We start from the raw sequence: 17,964 nt of genomic DNA, 5'->3' as shown, positions 1-17,964 counted from the left end.
ATACCACGGGTAACTATAATAGTCATAAACGTGATCTGTTCACGCAAGTTCAAAAATTCCAACAGGCGTTGAAGAGTGGCGATGTGTCAGAGGTGAAGTCTTTTTTGCATTTCCTCTCTTATGGGAAATTCTATTTTTTAGTTATGAAAAAATCGGCTCAAAGATACACTCATTATGTTCAATTGGTTTTATATGGATGTTTTTTGATGAAAATTATTTTCAATGAGATGATTTAACTTAACGACTTTATATTCATGAAAGAACAGATTAACTGGCAATGCTAATTAATACTTAGCTATTACTCTAGGTGGGTGAATAATAGGAACTAAAATAGTTAGGCCCATGATTGCAATTTATCGAGGAGCATATCTGCACAGGACTGTCCCTAGTATAATTAAGAACAATGTCTGTTTCTGGTATATAGCAGGGCCTGTGACCGAGTACGCGTCAGTCACTAGTTCAAGGACCAGAACTGATCGAATCTGAGAGCATTATTGCTGCTGTTTTTTTCGCCGTAGGGAAAGTTTTTCACAGGAAAATTTAGTTCTTAATTTTGTGATTTTATGCGTGATAACAATTATGTTGATGTGGCTCTGCTAGAGCCACTGTGTCTACTTACTTAACCATGAGGGCCTATTGATAATACTGTAATTCTCTTCGCTGTATTATCAACAGTAAAATGCACCCGATGTTGTTGTGATAATCTTATCGAGAAATTATATGGACCACGCTCAGGTAATCTCTCATATCTAAGATCGCCAACTCTAGCCGCAGCATCATTTGGTGGCAGGTTCATATATCTAATCAGTCGCCTCCATTCATAATATTTTCTCATTCCTGATGGTTCAACTATTCTCAAATTTGATGCTTGTGGTGCGCTATCATTAAAATCCCAACTCATAACAGTTCCTTATTTTTAATGGTCTTAAAATATAACTCTTAATTGTTATCAAATTTATTTAAGTTTGTTGTTTTTATTAATGATTTATTAACTATGATATTAATTATAAATAATTAACTTCTTAACATTTAATATGTTGATGAATTGATAGCTTTTATATGAACGAAGGATTTTAAAACACAGTTATTCTTTCTCAATGCAACGTTTTATTTTGAAAATGTCACTTCATGCAGTACAAGGTTATCCTAAGAAGGATCTTGAAAAGACTAGAGTCAAAAGGGGGCGTCCGTTCGTATATCGAGATATCTGATCTGAATGGACTAATGTTTCTCCCGATGCACCGCAATCAACAACACATTCATCACTGACTCAGTGCTCATACGTCGTCTCATGCTCCGTCTCCAACCGATATCCCTGTGTGAGAAGTGATCAAGATCAACGGCTAGATAGGCGGTTTTATATCAGGACTATTTTTGATCGATTAAAAAGAGACCTGATACGATTCCTGTATCAGGTCTAGGGTAATGGCTCTTGGGAGAGAGCCGTGCGCTAAAAGTTGGCATTAATGCAGGCTTGGATTGCCTTGCTATTTAAGAGTAGTCGACGGTTTTTTTTTTGCCAGTTTTTAGCCAATTATGCTGTTGAAGATAACTAAAGCAAATGTTAAGTCTTTCTTTTGATGGGAGATGAGCTTGCACGAGAGATTATGCCATTAGTAAAGCGTTGCTCTATTTTATCTTTAACGCATAACGTTAAGCGTGGCATTTTTGGGGTTGGAGAATGAAGTGGAAGGGCGATGCTTTTCTCAGAAGTCGTACCCATTATAAACTAAAAAAACACCGCCAGTCGGCGGTGTTTTTGTTCAGGGCTAGCGAAGAGGGATTGCAGTGCCCCAGCTTTGCCATTTATCCGGCGCATTATCATTAAGCAGGTAGTGCGTATTCGGTTGAGCCTGTGGCGCGAGCGGCGTAGTTGGTGGCGTGGCAAAGGCGATGCCGCCGCGAATAAATTGCTGGAACGTACCAGTTTTAACCATACCGCCCGTTAATCCAAACTCGACGTTGTAGCCTGATGCCAGCCAGAATACTGAGTTTTCACGCACCAGTTTTTGGTATTTCTTGCTGATGCGCAGCGCTACGTGCACGCGGTCAGACATCGAGCCCAGATAGAGGCCCGTCACGGTACCCACTTCGATACCTCGGAAAAGAACCGGAGTACCAATTTGCAGCGATCCCGTCTCTGGCGCATCGACAATCACGCTCAGTCCATCGAGGTAGCGTGAATCAGCGATAGAGGCTTGTTGCAGCTCAAAGGTTCGCATGGTGCGTCCATGACCTGGTTCTAAGTTGATGTAGGGCTGTAGCAGGGTTTCTAAATTACTGACGCCGGTAGCTGAAATCTCCGGTGTAACGATGGAGAAGCGCGTTCCTTGGCGTGCAAAGGAGTCCACATATTCGGGATAAAGCACCGCTTTCGCTAACACTTCGTTGCGTTCGTTGGAGAGTTTTAGCGATTCAACCTGTCCAATATCGATGCCGAGATAGCGAATTGGCATTCCGGCTGAGAGTTTTGAAGCATCGTAGGTGCGCAGGGTGATCTGGCTCCCAATCGCTCTGGCCGCCGTTTCTGAAGAATAAAGCTCAAGCTTCTGCCCCTTGGTAACGCTAACGCCCTCTATATTGTCGAAGCTAACCGCGCCTTTGATTGCACGATCTAGCGGAGATGCTTGAATCGTCAATCCGCTGCCGTTGAGTTGTACTTTAGCTCCGCCTTCCGCCCAGAAAATAGTTTGCGGCGTAAGCAGCTTTCGGTAGGCCGGTTGAATATAAACATCGATTTCAAATTCATTGGATTTAGGACGAACATCAACAATTTCCCCAACTTGGAATTTACGATACAGCACAACGGAACCCGCTTGAATGTCAGGTAAGGTTTCTGCGCGCAAAGTCAGGGTTGATGGCGGAAGATTACCGGTAATGCCTTGCTCAGCATGTTCACTGTTTTGGTAGAGCGGGTATTTATCCTTGGGTTCACCTTTGCTGCCCGGGATGACGCGAATACCGCCATCTAGCCATTCTTGTGCGCTTGCACCAAGCAATTGAACACCGTCAACACCAAACTTAACGTCAAGACGGCTGTTGACCACAAACTTGCTGTCGGCATGAATCCGGCTGCGATACTGCGGCTCGATAGCGACGTCGAAGACAACCGAGTTATCTTTCAGAACCCGATGAAGGACTTGGCCAATTTTAATCCCGTTCATGCTGATAGGCTGGCCAACGTCCACGCCATAGCTTTGTGATGCGCTGAGCGATAGCTTAAGGATATTAGGCTGCTGTAACAGTGACTCTGCGCTAGGCAGTACGGCGAAATGGTTTTGTGGTTCACCTTCGCCAGGGAGCAGTTCAAATACGTTACCCGTGAGCAGCTGGCTCAGTTTGGCATTATCCAAGCTGAGGCGAGGGCTGGTCATTTTGATGCGGGTTCCACTGCGCATCAGATCGACGATGCTAGGATCAATCGTTAATTCACCGCTGACTTTGCTGTCTTTCTCCAACGTCATTTTGGTGAGCGTGCCGACCTGCAACCCTTGGTAAATAAGAGGCGTTCTGTCCGCTGTGAGGCCATCGCCATTGGGTAAATCTAAACCGATGACGACGCCGCGCTGGCTGTGAGCCAAATCGGGATAGAGCGTGTAGTTGTGATTGGCTACGGCCTGCTTGCCTCCGTGGGGTGAGTCAAAGGCAATGGCCCCATTCACTAACGCGGCCATGCTTTCCATCTGCACCGAAATGCCGTCTAAGGCAAAATCACCTTTGAAACCAGAGACATTCCAGAAACGACTGTTGTCTTTCACCAAATTAGCAAAGCGCTTATCGATAAGTACATCGATGCTAACGCCTTGCTGGTTTTCAGCAATGGTAAAATCGTAGACTTTACCCACCGGAATTTTGCGGTAATAGACTAATGAGCCGGTGCTTAGAGAACCTAAGTCAGGAGCAAACAGGTGGATGAGCAATTCACCGGTATTAAGGCGGAATTTGGGCTGAGTATCCAATGCGACGAAATGTTGGCTCGGCTTACCCGTACCCGGCATCATCCCAATGTAGTTACCGCCGACTAGCGCGTCTAACCCTGAGATCCCGGCCAGAGAGGCTTTGGGCGTGACGAGCCAAAACTGAGTGCCATCACGCAGGGCGTCTTTCATATCGCTTTTAATGCTTACGCTGACTTCAATTTTATTGAGGTCATTGCTGAGCGCTATTTTTTGCACCGTGCCGACTTCAACGCCTTGATAACGTACCGGCGTTCGGCCAGCCACCAAGCCTGCCGCCGACTGGAAATCGATAATGACGGTATCGCCGCGCTCTTGCATTGTGGAATAGATTAACCAGCCTGCAATCAGAAGGGCGATAAAAGGTAATAACCAAAACGGTGAGATACGGCGTTTACGTCGTAGCGTTGCGTTAGTCGGTATATTCGGCGTTTCCTGTTGCATGAGCATCCCAAATCAGTCGGCTGTCTAACCATTCTACGGCAAGGATGGTTAGGAATACGGCGGCACCAAAATAGAAGGCCGCCGGTCCCATAGTAAAAGAAAGTAGCTGGTCGCGATTAACCAACGACATCATTAACGCGATAACAAAAAGATCGAGCATCGACCAGCGGCCAATCCACGTCACTAAGCGTAGTAGACGCATGCGTGTTTTTAGGCTGTGCTGGGTTTTAAATTGGATGCTGATCAATAAGAACAGCATCACAATCACCTTAGTGAAAGGAACTAAAATACTGGCAATAAATACGATTGCTGCAATAGGAATATTGCCCGAGGTTGCTAACGAAACTACGCCAGAAAAAATGGTGTCTTCCATCCGCACGCCGTTCACGTACAAAATTGAGATGGGCAGCATATTGGCGGGGAAAAGCATCACGATGGCAGCAATCAGCGCGGCCCATGTTTTTTGTAGGCTGTAGGGCTGACGAGCATGCAACGTGGTATGGCAACGCGGGCAGCGGCCTCGTTCATCAGGTAGCCCAGTATAGTGGCAGGCACAGCAGAGTTTCATTTCATACGGTGACGTTTTGGGCTGGGTTCGTGGATAAAACCGCTCCCACAGTTGATTCAGATTAAGATGAATCAATGTGACCAGTGTGAGTAACGTCATCATCACGTAGGCAAAAAAAGCGTTTCCTACGTTGATATCCGCATATTCCTGAACCTTTATACAGGCTACGCCCATGCCGATAAGATAGATATCGAGCATGATCCACTCTTTTAATCTGTCCAGCATCAATAACACTGGGCGCAGATTCATGCCTAGTTTATGGCCGAACCGTAGATAAAGAATGGAGAGCGGCAGCGTCAGCGGGGCGCCTACGGTACAAAATGCCACCATGCTGGCCGTGACCGGGTCCCCTTGGATCGCCATTTGCCAAATACCTTCAATCAAGCTGGCATAAATCGTCGTTCCTAGCAGGCGGATTTGAATCAGCGGCTCGTTTAAGGCAAACGGCATCAGTAGCAAAATTGCAATAGACAGCGCGGTTAAGCGCGTCATGGACCAATCACGTCCAGAGCAAATTTTGGCACAGCAACGCGGGCAGTATGCAGTATGATTTTTATCCAGCTCTGGGAGTTGGAAAACATAGTCGCATTCGTGGCAACGTTTGATGTGCTGTTCTGGTAGCGAGGTAATTCGAGTGATATTCATTCAGAAACGCAGGATGGCTGGCGCAAAGGGTGAAAGTATCGCATTGATGGCCTTAAAACAGAATGGTTGTTATAAAAATGTAGGTCTAACTGATGTAAAGATACAATGTGTAACGAGTTAAAGTGTAGTGATGTTGGATAGGCCTTGTGTGATAACGCATTTAATGCTTATTTTATGTGACGTATTCGGGCCTTATGGCTGTCGTCCAGTAACAAGATAACGAGATTTACATGAGTAAAAAAGAGTTTTATGCCGACCTAGCGCGTGATTTAGCTGCTCTAAGCAGCGGCGAATATAACTTTATCGCAACATTATCCAATGCAAGTGCGCTAATTTACGAGCGATTAGAGGATGTTAACTGGGTCGGATTCTATTTGATTGATGGTAATACGCTGGTACTTGCGCCTTTCCAAGGGAAATTAGCCTGTGTGCGAATTCCTGTAGGTAAAGGTGTATGTGGTACTGCGTTTGCCAAAAATGAGATCCAACGCGTTGCCGATGTGCACGCTTTTGCCGGTCATATTGCCTGTGATGCAGCCAGCAATGCTGAAATTGTGCTGCCTATTGAGGTAAATGGACAAGTTATTGGGGTTTTAGATATCGATAGCACAGTTTATGACCGATTCGATAAAGAAGATGAAAATGGTTTAAAATCAGTGGCTTCTGCTCTTTCTGAACACTTAAAAGAGTGCGGCAGCACAAAATTTGTGACATTTGCATAAGGTTGTCGTGCGTATGGCGTGGCTTTTGGCGGTAGCGCCATTATAATGTCGCCTGTTCATGCCATCGCTGGTTGGCAAACCCGTTGTAATCAGGAAATTTCATGGAAAATCAACCCAAGTTGAATAGTAGTAAAGAAGTCATTGCATTTTTAGCCCAGCGTTTCCCGCAGTGCTTTAGCGCAGAGGGCGAAGCACGTCCGTTGAAAATCGGTATCTTTCAGGATCTGGTTGAGCGGATGCAGGGAGATGAAAACGGACTGAGCAAGACTCAGCTACGTTCAGCGCTCCGTCTGTACACCTCAAGCTGGCGTTATCTGCACGGCGTGAAAGTGGGTGCGGAACGAGTCGATCTTGACGGTAATTCGTGTGGTGTGCTGGAAGAGCAGCATGTGGAACACGCTCGTCAACAGTTAGAAGAAGCCAAAGCGCGAGTTCAAGCACAACGTGCAGAACAGCAGGCGAAAAAACGTGAGGCTGGGGAAACGACTGAGAATCGTCGCCCACGTCCAGCGGGTAAAAAACCTGCTGCACGTCGTACCGATGCTGCTAACGGTGATAAAGAAGCGCGTAAACCACGCACTCCTCGCCCGCAACAGGATCGCACGCCTCGCGCGAACACAGAATCAGCTAAACCGCGTGCTGTACCGGTGACTGACATTACTAAACTGACCGTAGGTCAGGGCGTAAAAGTCAGCGCAGGTAAAAGTGCGATGGACGCTTCCGTATTGGAAATCACCAAAGATGGTGTACGCGTTCAGCTTTCTAACGGTCTGGCGATGATTGTGCGCGCAGAACACTTGCAGTTCTGATACGGAGGCCAGCCAAGGCATGAACAAATTTTTCAGGGTATCAGCGATAGCCCTGGCGTTATTCGCTGGTGCCAGCTTTGCGGCTGATAATGTTGCTTACAACATTAATCAGTTACCGCAGTTGCGCCAAGAGCCGCAGCACGCGACCGTCAGTGAACGGGTGACGTCACGTTTTACGCGCTCTCATTATCGTCAGTTCGATTTGAACGATGATTTTTCTAAAAAGATCTTTGCGCGTTACCTCAATATGTTGGACTACAACCATAACGTGTTGTTGGCCTCTGACGTTGCGCAGTTCAAAGACCGTGAGACGGCGCTGGATGATGAGTTAAAATCCGGCCAATTAGATACCGCCTATGCGCTGTTTAATTTGGCACAAAAACGTCGCTTCGAACGCTACGAATATGCACTGTCCTTGCTGAAATCTCCGATGACTTTCGACGGTAACGACACCATTGATGTCGACCGTAGCAAATCACCGTGGCCAACCAGCACGGAAGAGTTGAATAAGCTTTGGGAAGCCAAAGTTAAATACGATGAATTGAACCTGAAACTGGCCGGTAAAGATTGGCCAGAGATTCAAAAAATCCTGACCAAACGCTACCAGTTTGCGATTAAACGTCTCACTCAAAGCAAAAGCGAAGACGTTTTCCAACTGTTCATGAACGCGTTTGCGCATGAGATTGATCCCCATACCAACTATCTGTCCCCGCGTAATACTGAGCAGTTTAATACCGAAATGAGCCTGTCTCTGGAAGGTATCGGTGCAGTGCTTCAGCAGACCGAAGACGACTATACCCAGATTAACTCGATGGTTGCCGGTGGACCTGCAGCGAAGAGTAAATCTCTCAAAGTTGGCGATCGCATCGTTGGCGTTGGCCAGCCGGGCAAACCGATGGTAGATGTGATTGGCTGGCGTCTTGATGACGTGGTTGAGTTGATCAAAGGGCCAAAAGGCAGCAAAGTTCGTTTGGAAATTCTGCCAGCAGGTAAGGGTACCAAAACACGCACTATCACGTTAACGCGTGAACGGATCCGCTTGGAAGATCGCGCGGTGAAAATGAGCGTGAAAACCGTTGATGGCAAGAAAGTCGGGGTTCTGGATATTCCTGGCTTCTACGTCGGCCTGACCGACGACGTCAAAGTACAGCTGCAGAAGCTGGAAAAACAGAACGTGAGCAGCGTGATTATCGATCTGCGCAGCAACGGCGGCGGTGCGTTAACCGAAGCGGTATCGCTTTCTGGCCTGTTTATTCCTAACGGTCCTGTTGTTCAGGTGCGCGATAATAACGGTAAAATTCGTGAAGATGCGGATACCGACGGCGTTGTTTACTATAAAGGCCCGCTGGTAGTTCTGGTTGATCGCTTCAGTGCGTCAGCGTCAGAAATCTTCGCTGCGGCTATGCAGGATTACGATCGTGCGCTGATTGTTGGTGAACCAACCTTCGGTAAAGGTACCGTGCAACAATATCGTTCGGTAAACCGTATTTACGATCAGATGCTGCGTCCAGAGTGGCCGGAGCTGGGTTCAGTTCAATACACAATCCAGAAGTTCTACCGTATTAACGGCGGTAGTACTCAGCGTAAAGGCGTGACACCAGATATTATTATGCCGACGGGGCTGGAATCGATTGATACTGGCGAAAGCTTTGAAGACAACGCCTTGCCTTGGGATAGCATTAAAGCGGCTACCTACGATAAAGCCGGGGATGTGCAGAAGTTTGATCCGGTTCTGTTAGCCGATCACAATCAGCGTATCGCGTCGAATCCTGAGTTCCAATATATTGAGCAGGACATCGCTCACTATAAAGCGCTCAAAGATCGCAAAAATATCGTCTCTCTTAACTATGCACAGCGTGAGAAAGAGAACAAAGATGATGATGCAACCCGCCTGAAACGCATTAATGAACGCCTGAAAGTTGCGGGCAAAAAGCCAATTAAATCACTTGATGATTTGCCAAAAGATTATCAAGAGCCCGATCCTTACTTGGATGAAACGGTAAAAATTGCGCTTGATCTTGCTCAGCAAATGCAGGGCAGCTCAAAATAAGCGAGCACGGTAACAGTAAAAAGAGCGAGAAATCGCTCTTTTTTTATGCCTGCCGTTCTGGCTGAATGGTTGGGAAATAGTCAATTATGTGATTTTTAGTACGTCAAATTGTAAAGTTATGTTTCTTTAGTGTGTTATTGCTTAACACCACTTGAATCCCGCGCAGATGGCCTTACGATCTATACACTAAATCATTCGAGTTGCATGAAAGTAGCAAACAAGAGTTGCTAATGTTTCTGCCACTTGAAGTAAAACGAGTATATGCATCGCATAATGCGTGCTCCATAAATGAGGATTAATAAATAACATGATGCGTATCGCTTTGTTCCTGCTAACCAACCTTGCTGTCATGCTGGTGTTTGGTGTGGTGTTAAGCCTGACAGGGATCCAGTCCAGCAGCGTGCAAGGGCTGATGGTGATGGCACTGCTGTTCGGTTTTGGTGGTTCTATTGTTTCGCTGTTGATGTCTAAGTGGATGGCTTTGCGTTCGGTTGGGGGAGAAGTTATCGAGCAACCACGCAATGAGACTGAGCGTTGGTTGGTTGAAACCGTCCGCCGTCAGTCTCAGCAGGCAGGTATTGATATGCCGCAGGTTGCGATTTACCACGCACCGGATATGAACGCATTCGCAACAGGTGCGCGTCGCAATGCATCACTGGTGGCGGTGAGCACCGGTTTATTGCAAAACATGAGTCGTGATGAGGCCGAAGCCGTGCTCGCGCACGAAATCAGCCACGTTGCCAATGGTGATATGGTGACGATGACGCTGGTTCAGGGCGTGGTGAACACCTTCGTTATCTTCATCTCGCGCCTGATCGCTCAGGTAGCTGCTGGATTCTTGTCGGGCAACCGCGATGAGGGTGAAAGCAGCAGCGGCAACCCAATGATTTATTTCGCGGTATCCATGGTATTGGAGATTGTATTCGGGATCTTAGCGAGCATTATTACTATGTGGTTCTCGCGTTATCGTGAATTCCGCGCTGATGCGGGGTCGGCTAATTTAGTAGGGCGTGAAAAAATGATCGCTGCACTACAACGCTTGAAAACAAGCTATGAGCCGCAGGAAGAAGGGAGCATGATGGCATTTTGCATCAATGGTCGTAATAAATCATTTAGCGAACTGTTCCTGTCACATCCGCCGTTGGATAAGCGTATTGAAGCCTTACGTACCGGCCAATATCTGAAGTAATTCAGGTTTGCCATCGGTGGCCAAATAGCTAGCGACAAACAAAAAGGAGCCTTTGGGCTCCTTTTTACTATCCGATAACCATCAGATATTATCGCGCTACGCGCAGGCCGCCTTCAGTTCCGCGAGGAGAAAACACCACTTGCCATAGCTGGATATCTCGAGCGCGGAAAGCCCCCGCGCAGGCATTGAGATAATAGCTAAACATGCGGAAGAAGCGTTGAGAATAGTTATGCTCGATCTTCGGCCAATTCTGGACGAAACGTTCATACCAAGCCATCAACGTGCGGTCGTAATCAGCCCCAATATTGTGCCAGTCTTCCATCACGAATTTACCTTCACTGGTGGTTGCGATGTGCTTAACCGAGGGGAGGCAGCCATTAGGGAAGATATATTTATTGATCCACGGATCCACATGCATATTGGTTTCGTTTGCGCCAATAGTATGCAGTAAGAAAAGCCCATCAGGCTTCAAATTACGCGCCACCACGTTGAAGTAGGTTTGGTAGTTTTTTGGCCCGACATGCTCGAACATCCCCACTGATACAATGCGATCGTACTGTGCGTTCAAGTCACGGTAGTCTTGTAGCAAAATCTGCACGTCTAAATCTTTACAGCGTTCCTGAGCCATTTTCTGTTGCTCTGCTGAAATGGTGACGCCGTGAACGGATACGCCGTAGTTCTTCGCGGCATAAGCTGCCAGACCGCCCCAGCCACAGCCGATATCCAGCAGGGTCATTCCTGGCCGCAGTTGAAGCTTTTCACAGATCAGTTTTAGCTTAGCTTCCTGAGCCTGCTTTAGCGTCGTCGCATCTTTCCAGTAGGCGCAGGAATATTGCATATAGGGATCGAGCATTAGGCTGAAGAGATCATTTCCTAAGTCGTAGTGTTCCTTGCCGACGATCCATGCACGTTTTTTCGATTGAAGATTGGTAAGACGCGCCGCTGCGACACGCAAGGTGTCTTTGATGTGGTGTGGCAGCTGATTCTCAAGCCCAGCGCGCAGCACCTTCTGAAAGAAAATATCTAAACGGTCGCACTCCCACCAGCCATCCATATAGCTCTCACCCAGACCGAGTGAGCCTTCTTGCAAGACGCGTTTGAAAAAGTGTGGATTTTTAACGCGAATATCAAAAGGGCGCGAGCCATTAACCTCGATGTCTGCCGACTGCAACATTTCACTGGCAATTCGATACCATTGACTGTTTTGCACGCTTAGATCTTCTATACACGATGAACTCATAGTTTCTCCATGAACCAAATTCTTCATAAAACTGACCTGCTAGAGAGCGTTGGCAATCTAAAGGCGCACGAGTACCAACGGATAATCCGCGGTGTTTAACCCGACTTAGAAAAATGGAAAACTGAGGAAACCCATGCGGTTAGCAGGGACTCATCCTTAAGAAAAAATGTGATGTGCTCCGCACATCGGAAAGCAAAAGTTACTTACTAGCAGAATAATTGTAAAAGCAACCTTCGCAGTATAGGACGCAGCGGTGAGAGACTCAAGTATGAATCCGCACCGCTGCTCAATGGTTTAGCGTAAAGGAGACAAAAATAAATTAATGCTGTGACTGATGTTTTTTACCTGATTCACTCGCCGCTAGCGATTCATCGGATAATTTTCTTGTGACGTTGTCACTTTTGAGCCAGTAACCGAAAGCAACCAATACTACGGTGCCCGCCATGATGGCGGTTGTGGCCAATAACGCTGACTCGACAAAAACGGATACCAGCAGGCTTGCCAAGAAACAGACGCCCAACTGTAGAGTGTTCTGCAATGCCGCTGCTTTGCCACTGCTTTCTGGGAATGGCGTTAATGCATTGGCAACCACGATAGGGTAAATCGCGCCGTTTGCCATGGCCATAATGCAGAAAGGGACTAACAGCGCAAAGAGTCCCGGTGAACTCAGCAACGCCATCGCAAACATTCCTACCATGCTCAGGCTGTATACCACTAACAGCCAAGGCAGCATTAAGTTTCCGCCGATACGGCTCAGCAGCGCGCGGCAGCCATAGCCGCCAATCAAAAATGCGATGGTCTGTGGAACATAGCTTAGACCAATGTCATTCGGGCCATAGCCCATATCGCCTAAAATGAACGGTGAACCGGTGAGCCACGCGAAGAAACCGGCGGAGCACGCCGCGAAAATCATCACGTTGCCGGAGAAAATATTCGAGCGCATCAGTTGGAAAAAGCTGATGTTCTCTTTAGGCTGGTTTTCTGCGGGTTTCCGACGCTCATCTTTAAGCATGAGGGTTGGGATTAACAGCAGCAAAGAGATGCCAAACAGCACGGCAAAGATAGCCTGCCATTCTAAATGGTTAAGCAACCACGCGCCCAATAGCGGCGCAAGAGCTGGGGACAATGCCACCAACGGCATGATGGTAGCGAACACGCGATTGGCAACGCCTTTGCTGTAGCGGTCGATAACCAGCGCCTGCCACGTCACGGCGGCAGAGCACACCCCAATCGCCTGCACAAAGCGCAGCACCAGAAGCTCTGTGGTGGTATCCACCCACAGCATGCCCAAGCAGCCAAGACTAAACAGGGTTAAGCCCATGGCTAAAACCGGCTTACGTCCGATGCGATCGGACAGAGGCCCCCATACCAGCTGCGCGAAGGCAAAACCGGCGAGGAAAATACTGAGACTCGCACTGATGGCACCAGCGGAAGCATTAAGATCCTGCTGCATCGCACCAAAAGCAGGAAGATACATATCAGTGGCCAGATATCCCAGCATGCTCAATCCGGCCAGATAGAACATGAAAAATGATGAAGTTCGCATTATTTTGACTCGTTATATATTTGTTGCAGAATGAATGTGTGACGCGGGGAGTGTAGCGATCTCTCAAATTACTTGTGAAACGCTAATATTTGCTATCATGGATGAAAATTTTTGAAAGCAAGAAAAGTGAGGTAGCGCACATGTGGTCGGAATACTCATTAGAGGTTGTTGATGCGGTTGCTAGGACGGGAAGTTTTAGTGCCGCAGCCCAAGAACTGCACCGTGTGCCGTCTGCCGTGAGTTATACGGTCCGCCAACTAGAAACTTGGCTAGCGGTATCACTGTTTGAGCGGCGTCATCGAGATGTTGAGCTCACCGAGGCAGGCGCATTTTTTGTTGATGAAGCTCGAACTATTATCAAAAAAATGAATTCCACCCGCCGTCAATGTCAACAGGTAGCAAATGGCTGGCGTGGACAGCTAAATGTTGCAGTAGATCGCATCGTTAATCCTCGCCGAAGTCGCCAACTGGTGGTCGATTTTTACCGCCATTTTCCTGATATGGAATTAATGATCCACCCAGAAGTGTTCAACGGCGTATGGGATGCACTGGTCGCCGGACGCGTAGAGGTGGCGATAGGAGCGACGCGCGCGGTTCCCGCCGGAGGGCGTTTTTCTTTTCGCGATATGGGGTTTCTACGCTGGCATTGTCTGGTTAGCCCCGATCATCCGCTGGCAACGCTGGAGGGTGAGTTAAGTGACGACAAAATTCGTCCCTTTCCTGCTTTATGCATTGAAGACACATCTCGAGATCTGCCTAAGCGCGATACGTGGCTATTAGATAACCAGCGCCGCTTGGTGGTGCCTGATTGGCAGTCGGCCTGCGATTGCCTGGAGAATGGGCTTTGCGTTGGCTTGATGCCTGCACACATGGCAGAACCGTTGGTTCATGCGGGTAAGCTGAAGATCTTAGAATTGGCTCAACCGTTTCCTGATAGCGCTTGCTGCGTAACTTGGGAAGATCATACCCGTTCGCCGGCGATTGACTGGTTGCTTGATTATTTAGGTGATACTGAAACGATGAATCAAGAGTGGCTGAGCCCTGAATAGGATTAGAGCATGATGATTTGGCCATTTGGCGGAACATCGTCTTCGTCGTGTGTCACTAGCAGGGTGGCAATATTCGCCTGACGTAATTCGCTAAAGACCCACTGGCGAAACTGTTGTCGCAGCGCTTTATCAAGCTTGGAAAAAGGCTCATCCAAAGCCACCACGCGAGGGCGAGAAAGCAGGGTGCGTAACAAACTGATTCTGGCGCGCTGGCCGCCAGATAATTCATCAGGATAGCGAGATGAAAATTCGTTCATGCCAATTTTCCCCAATGCCTGTGCGACCTGCTGATGCTGTTCTTCTCTGCTGGTGTTATCTGGTAATGCGAAGAGCAAGTTTTGCTCAACGTTAAGGTGGGGAAACAGCAAATCATCTTGGAATAACAGCCCTATCTTTCGCTGATAGGTAGGAAGCTCAGTCACCTCGCGATTATCAATCAGCACTTTTCCCTGCGCTGACAGCGGGGCGTGAGCATGTCCCGCCATAGCCAGCAATAAGCTCGATTTCCCGCAGCCGCTTGGCCCCATCAGCGTGAGTATTTGGCCGCCTTCTACGCGGGTATTCAACGCTGAAGTTAGCGGTGTGCCATGTAGGAAAAGCTGAAATTGCTCGAGCGCTAAAACCGTCACAGTTTTTTATTCCTTGTTAATATGAATGGCAGAAATAGCGCGATACCGTAAACCAAAAGCGGAATGAACGTTTGCCACAGGGCCGCAACGGCAGCCATTCGACGATCGATACCGGATGCATAGGCAACGGTTTCAGTTGCCAATGTGGGGAAGCGCCCAGCGCCTAAGCCCAGCGTGGGTAAATATAATCCCATGCTAACCGCGAAACCTAGCGCAACGGAAAGCGTTAGTGGTTTGCTCAATAAACGCATCTTGATGCGCCAGAAACAGGTCCAAGGCGCTTTGCCAAGAGATTGTGCGGTGTAGAGCAGTCGTGAATCGAAAGCCTGCCACGCGCCGCTGAGGCTAAGAAAATAGTACGGAACGATAAACACCATATGGGCAAAGACAACGCTGGGCAGCAGGCCAATAACATCCAGCCAAGCGGCCATGTGTTGTAAGCCGAAGATTAGGCTGATTTGTGGTATCAACAGTGGGGCGAGCAGAAGCCAAAAGTTCGTTTTGCTACGCGTATAAAATTGCCACTCCAAAAAACCAACGCACAGCACCAAGCTTAACAGGTTCGCCATCCCCGCAATGAGCAGGCTATTCATAATCGGCGCACTGAGCTGATGAATGCTGGTAAGCCAATAATCATCGGTCCACTGTAGCGGGAAAGAAGAAGAGAAAGGCCAACGCCACGCAATAGACCAAACGAAGAGTACCGCGTAAGCACCTAGCGTTAACAGCACGCCAATTGTCCAGAGCGGAGCAAGCGGCATACGCCATGTGTTGCGTCTTTGCCCATAAGCGTTGCGACAATATTTCAACCAGAGTTTTTCACCGCATCCCCATGCGCCAAAGCTGGCTAATGTCATCGCAATAAGCAACAGCGTGCCAGCGGCGGCCAAAGACTGGTGCCCCATCGAGGGTTCGCTTATCCATTGCCAAACTAACAACGCCAAGGTGGTTGGCTGCTGTGGCCCCAATAGAATCGCAATATCCACGGCGGATAGCCCAAAGGCGAGCACGCAAAACAGCGGCAGGCGCAGGGCCACCAGTATTTGCGGCACTAATAGCAACCACCAGACTTTTTCACTGTGGTAACCCAATGCGTTACCAGCCTGCATTTGACGGACCACATCAATTCGCCCCGCGATGTTAAACGCCAGCAAAAATAAAAAGGGTGTCTCTTTGATCACCAGTAAAAGAATTAAGGACAGGGCATAAGGGTCATTGACGATAGGCCAATCTGGCGGACGCACAAAACCCGTAAATGTTGGGGATATAAGCCTGAGTAGCCAACCTGAAGGAGATAACAGCAGTATGAGTCCGGTCGCCAGTGCAATATGCGGCATGGCTAAAATCGCGCTCGAAACAGCGCGAGCGGTCCCGCTGGCGCGCTGTATAACTTGCCCGCAAAGCGCTAATGCCAACCAAAGTGATATTAAGGTAGCGGCGATTGCGCTCCATAAACTCAGGCCAACCGAGCGCATCAAACCTGGCCATTGGAGTAAAAGCGTCCACGGCTGGATGAAGTTATTGAAAGAGGAAATGTCAGACAGCGGCTGAGTCAGTGCCAGCAGCGCTGCCAATATTGGCAACGCTCCGGCAAAGAACAGCACAACGGGGAACAGCGCTAAAAGAAAAGGGCTGCTTTTCATCACTTAGCGGCGATAGTCCAGGTATGGGCCATCGGCAACGGAGCGACGCTCCACGAGTTTTGGATGAACTTCGATCGTTTGAGAATCTTCACGTTTGCTCACGATACGGTCGAGCAGCATATCAAAGGCCATAGAGCCCAAACGCTCTTTCGGCTGGTGGATGGTAGTCAACGCTGGTGAGAAGTAGCGGGCGTTGCGCACGTTATCATAACCGATCACAGATATATCCTGCGGTACACGTAAGCCCATCTCATCGGCGGCGCAGATTGCGCCCATCGCCATGATATCTCCGCCCACGAAGACCGCCGTTGGGCGATTTTTTTGCGATAGGATCTGGTGCATGGCTTTGTAACCGGATTCTGGCTCGAAGTCGCCTTCTACCATCCACTCATCGCGTGCGGAAATATTGGCTTCCTGCAGGGCTTTCAAGAAGCCGCGCAGACGACCTCCGCCGGTGTTACGGGAAAGCTGACCAGTAATCGCCCCAATATCGCGGTGACCGCGTTCAATTAAATAGCGACCGGCTAAATAGCCACCTTCGAACGCATTATCTTGAATGGCGTCGGTAAAATCACTGCGCTGTGTGCCCCAGTCCATCACCACCATTGGAATATTGCGGTAGTCCTCGAGGGTTTGCAGCAGGTTTTCTGGATATTCAGAGCACATCACTAACAGCCCATCGACGCGCTTTTGCGCCAGCATTGCCAAATAAGCTTTTTGCTTTTCAGGGTTATTGTGAGAGTTACATAAAATAAGCGTATAGCCTTGGCTGTAACAGGCGTTTTCAACGGCCTCAATCACCTCAGCAAAATAGGGCGCTTCGCTGGAGGTTGCCAGCAAACCGATCGATTTAGTGTGGTTCACTTTCAGGCTACGGGCGACGGCGCTGGGGGAGTAGTGCAATTCTTTAATGGCTTCCCAAACCGCGGTCTTGGTCTCTTCTGCGACAAAACGCGTCTTATTAATAACGTGAGACACTGTCGTGGTTGAAACGCCCGCGCGTTTTGCCACATCTTTAATCGTTGCCATGAAACAGATGACTCCTAAGCTAATGTCACAATGACATAGCTATTGCGTTAATCGTTTGCTTACGTACATCAAAATACACTGATTACAATCGCATCAAAGAGAGGAATATGCGGATTTATCAAGCGCCAGCCTATTCTTTTACGTTATGAAAGCTGATACGTAGCAGTAAACCGTAAATTTTGGCCTATAAAATGCAAAAGGGGAAGTCAAAATTGTGGGTTAACAGAAAGAATAATCGAAAGTTTTACTGCGTGCGATCCCATTTAAGGTATGTGAAAATGATTTCACACACTTTCTGCAAGTGTTTATGTATAATCAAAATTGATCTGATAACGAAATGCGGGAGAAGAAGAAATGGAAACCGACCTGAAATATTCTCTAATGACAACGGTCGCGGCGCTGGCTGTGATTGTTATCTTTAGTTTTGTTGCCGCGCTACATTGAT

Annotated in this window: 14 protein-coding genes; 6 read left to right on the top strand and 8 right to left on the bottom strand. The window is 48.1% G+C overall.

Annotation, left to right across the window (positions count from 1 at the left end; genetic code table 11):
* Positions 1-619 precede the first annotated feature (619 nt).
* The 3 genes from BN1044_RS23410 to yebS all read right to left on the bottom strand — a co-directional run bounded on the left by BN1044_RS23410 (position 620) and on the right by yebS (position 5,613).
* A complete protein-coding gene (locus tag BN1044_RS23410; protein ID WP_072309535.1) occupies positions 620-901 on the bottom strand; it encodes a hypothetical protein in 282 nt (93 codons plus the stop codon).
* A gap of 868 nt (positions 902-1,769) precedes the next feature.
* Entirely contained in the window at positions 1,770-4,400 is a 2,631-nt protein-coding gene (locus BN1044_RS16040) for a PqiB family protein (RefSeq protein WP_072309534.1), read from the bottom strand.
* Positions 4,369-5,613: a membrane integrity lipid transport subunit YebS gene (yebS, locus tag BN1044_RS16035; RefSeq protein ID WP_072309533.1), complete on the bottom strand. Its 1,245-nt coding sequence runs from the start codon at positions 5,611-5,613 to the stop codon at positions 4,369-4,371. Before yebS ends, BN1044_RS16040 begins: the two co-directional genes overlap by 32 nt.
* 230 nt (positions 5,614-5,843) lie before the next feature.
* On the opposite strand from yebS, the gene BN1044_RS16030 reads away from it, so the two are divergent.
* From BN1044_RS16030 to htpX, 4 genes are all read left to right on the top strand, one after another.
* On the top strand, positions 5,844-6,335 hold the full coding sequence (locus tag BN1044_RS16030) for a GAF domain-containing protein (protein ID WP_072309532.1): 492 nt from the start codon (positions 5,844-5,846) through the stop codon (positions 6,333-6,335).
* Between the two features lie 101 nt (positions 6,336-6,436).
* The gene (gene proQ / locus BN1044_RS16025) at positions 6,437-7,144 is read left to right on the top strand and encodes an RNA chaperone ProQ (RefSeq protein WP_025801078.1); all 708 of its coding nucleotides are present in this window, start codon (positions 6,437-6,439) and stop codon (positions 7,142-7,144) included.
* Positions 7,145-7,163: 19 nt separating this feature from the next.
* A complete protein-coding gene (prc, locus tag BN1044_RS16020) occupies positions 7,164-9,194 on the top strand; it encodes a carboxy terminal-processing peptidase (RefSeq protein ID WP_072309531.1) in 2,031 nt (676 codons plus the stop codon).
* A 307-nt stretch (positions 9,195-9,501) separates the two neighbouring features.
* Positions 9,502-10,383, top strand: coding sequence for a protease HtpX (gene htpX / locus BN1044_RS16015; RefSeq protein WP_008813588.1), 882 nt, complete (start codon positions 9,502-9,504; stop codon positions 10,381-10,383).
* 88 nt (positions 10,384-10,471) lie between these two features.
* Here htpX and cfa read toward each other — a convergent pair whose 3' ends face one another.
* Both cfa and punC read right to left on the bottom strand, forming a co-directional pair.
* On the bottom strand, positions 10,472-11,623 hold the full coding sequence (gene cfa / locus BN1044_RS16010; RefSeq protein ID WP_072309530.1) for a cyclopropane fatty acyl phospholipid synthase: 1,152 nt from the start codon (positions 11,621-11,623) through the stop codon (positions 10,472-10,474).
* 319 nt (positions 11,624-11,942) lie between these two features.
* Positions 11,943-13,169 (bottom strand): purine nucleoside transporter PunC, encoded by a 1,227-nt coding sequence (punC, locus tag BN1044_RS16005; RefSeq protein ID WP_072309529.1) that lies wholly within the window; start codon positions 13,167-13,169, stop codon positions 11,943-11,945.
* Between the two features lie 140 nt (positions 13,170-13,309).
* Here punC and punR point away from each other — a divergent pair, with 140 nt between their 5' ends.
* Entirely contained in the window at positions 13,310-14,218 is a 909-nt protein-coding gene (gene punR / locus BN1044_RS16000) for a DNA-binding transcriptional activator PunR (protein WP_072309621.1), read from the top strand.
* A 2-nt stretch (positions 14,219-14,220) separates the two neighbouring features.
* Here punR and BN1044_RS15995 read toward each other — a convergent pair whose 3' ends face one another.
* The 3 genes from BN1044_RS15995 to purR are packed head-to-tail and all read right to left on the bottom strand — an operon-like array spanning position 14,221 to position 17,519.
* Positions 14,221-14,847: an ATP-binding cassette domain-containing protein gene (locus BN1044_RS15995; protein ID WP_072309528.1), complete on the bottom strand. Its 627-nt coding sequence runs from the start codon at positions 14,845-14,847 to the stop codon at positions 14,221-14,223.
* Complete coding sequence (locus BN1044_RS15990; protein WP_072309527.1) at positions 14,844-16,490, bottom strand: ABC transporter permease; 1,647 nt, start codon at positions 16,488-16,490, stop codon at positions 14,844-14,846. The genes BN1044_RS15995 and BN1044_RS15990 overlap by 4 nt, the downstream gene beginning before the upstream one ends.
* Positions 16,491-16,493: 3 nt before the next feature.
* Positions 16,494-17,519: an HTH-type transcriptional repressor PurR gene (gene purR, locus BN1044_RS15985; RefSeq protein WP_072309526.1), complete on the bottom strand. Its 1,026-nt coding sequence runs from the start codon at positions 17,517-17,519 to the stop codon at positions 16,494-16,496.
* Positions 17,520-17,873: 354 nt separating this feature from the next.
* On the opposite strand from purR, the gene BN1044_RS23405 reads away from it, so the two are divergent.
* Positions 17,874-17,963, top strand: a complete 90-nt coding sequence (locus BN1044_RS23405) for a cytochrome bd-I oxidase subunit CydH (protein ID WP_020303734.1) — start codon at positions 17,874-17,876, stop codon at positions 17,961-17,963.
* Position 17,964: the final 1 nt, after the last annotated feature.

It is taken from the genome of Hafnia alvei (assembly GCF_900095695.1).
Classification (GTDB): Bacteria; Pseudomonadota; Gammaproteobacteria; order Enterobacterales; family Enterobacteriaceae; genus Hafnia; species Hafnia alvei_B.
Note: the sequence above shows the minus strand (reverse complement) of the source record. Positions and strands in the feature narration are given on the sequence as shown.

Excerpts from the sequence above, each read along its gene's own strand:
- BN1044_RS23410 (WP_072309535.1), bottom strand. The coding sequence starts at position 901 with ATGAGTTGGGATTTTAATGATAGCGCACCACAAGCATCAAATTTGAGA.
- BN1044_RS23405 (WP_020303734.1), top strand. The coding sequence starts at position 17,874 with ATGGAAACCGACCTGAAATATTCTCTAATGACAACGGTCGCGGCGCTG.
- proQ (WP_025801078.1), top strand. The coding sequence starts at position 6,437 with ATGGAAAATCAACCCAAGTTGAATAGTAGTAAAGAAGTCATTGCATTT.
- punR (WP_072309621.1), top strand. The coding sequence starts at position 13,310 with ATGTGGTCGGAATACTCATTAGAGGTTGTTGATGCGGTTGCTAGGACG.
- purR (WP_072309526.1), bottom strand. The coding sequence starts at position 17,519 with ATGGCAACGATTAAAGATGTGGCAAAACGCGCGGGCGTTTCAACCACG.
- BN1044_RS16040 (WP_072309534.1), bottom strand. The coding sequence starts at position 4,400 with ATGCAACAGGAAACGCCGAATATACCGACTAACGCAACGCTACGACGT.
- cfa (WP_072309530.1), bottom strand. The coding sequence starts at position 11,623 with ATGAGTTCATCGTGTATAGAAGATCTAAGCGTGCAAAACAGTCAATGG.
- yebS (WP_072309533.1), bottom strand. The coding sequence starts at position 5,613 with ATGAATATCACTCGAATTACCTCGCTACCAGAACAGCACATCAAACGT.
- BN1044_RS16030 (WP_072309532.1), top strand. The coding sequence starts at position 5,844 with ATGAGTAAAAAAGAGTTTTATGCCGACCTAGCGCGTGATTTAGCTGCT.
- htpX (WP_008813588.1), top strand. The coding sequence starts at position 9,502 with ATGATGCGTATCGCTTTGTTCCTGCTAACCAACCTTGCTGTCATGCTG.
- punC (WP_072309529.1), bottom strand. The coding sequence starts at position 13,169 with ATGCGAACTTCATCATTTTTCATGTTCTATCTGGCCGGATTGAGCATG.
- prc (WP_072309531.1), top strand. The coding sequence starts at position 7,164 with ATGAACAAATTTTTCAGGGTATCAGCGATAGCCCTGGCGTTATTCGCT.
- BN1044_RS15990 (WP_072309527.1), bottom strand. The coding sequence starts at position 16,490 with ATGAAAAGCAGCCCTTTTCTTTTAGCGCTGTTCCCCGTTGTGCTGTTC.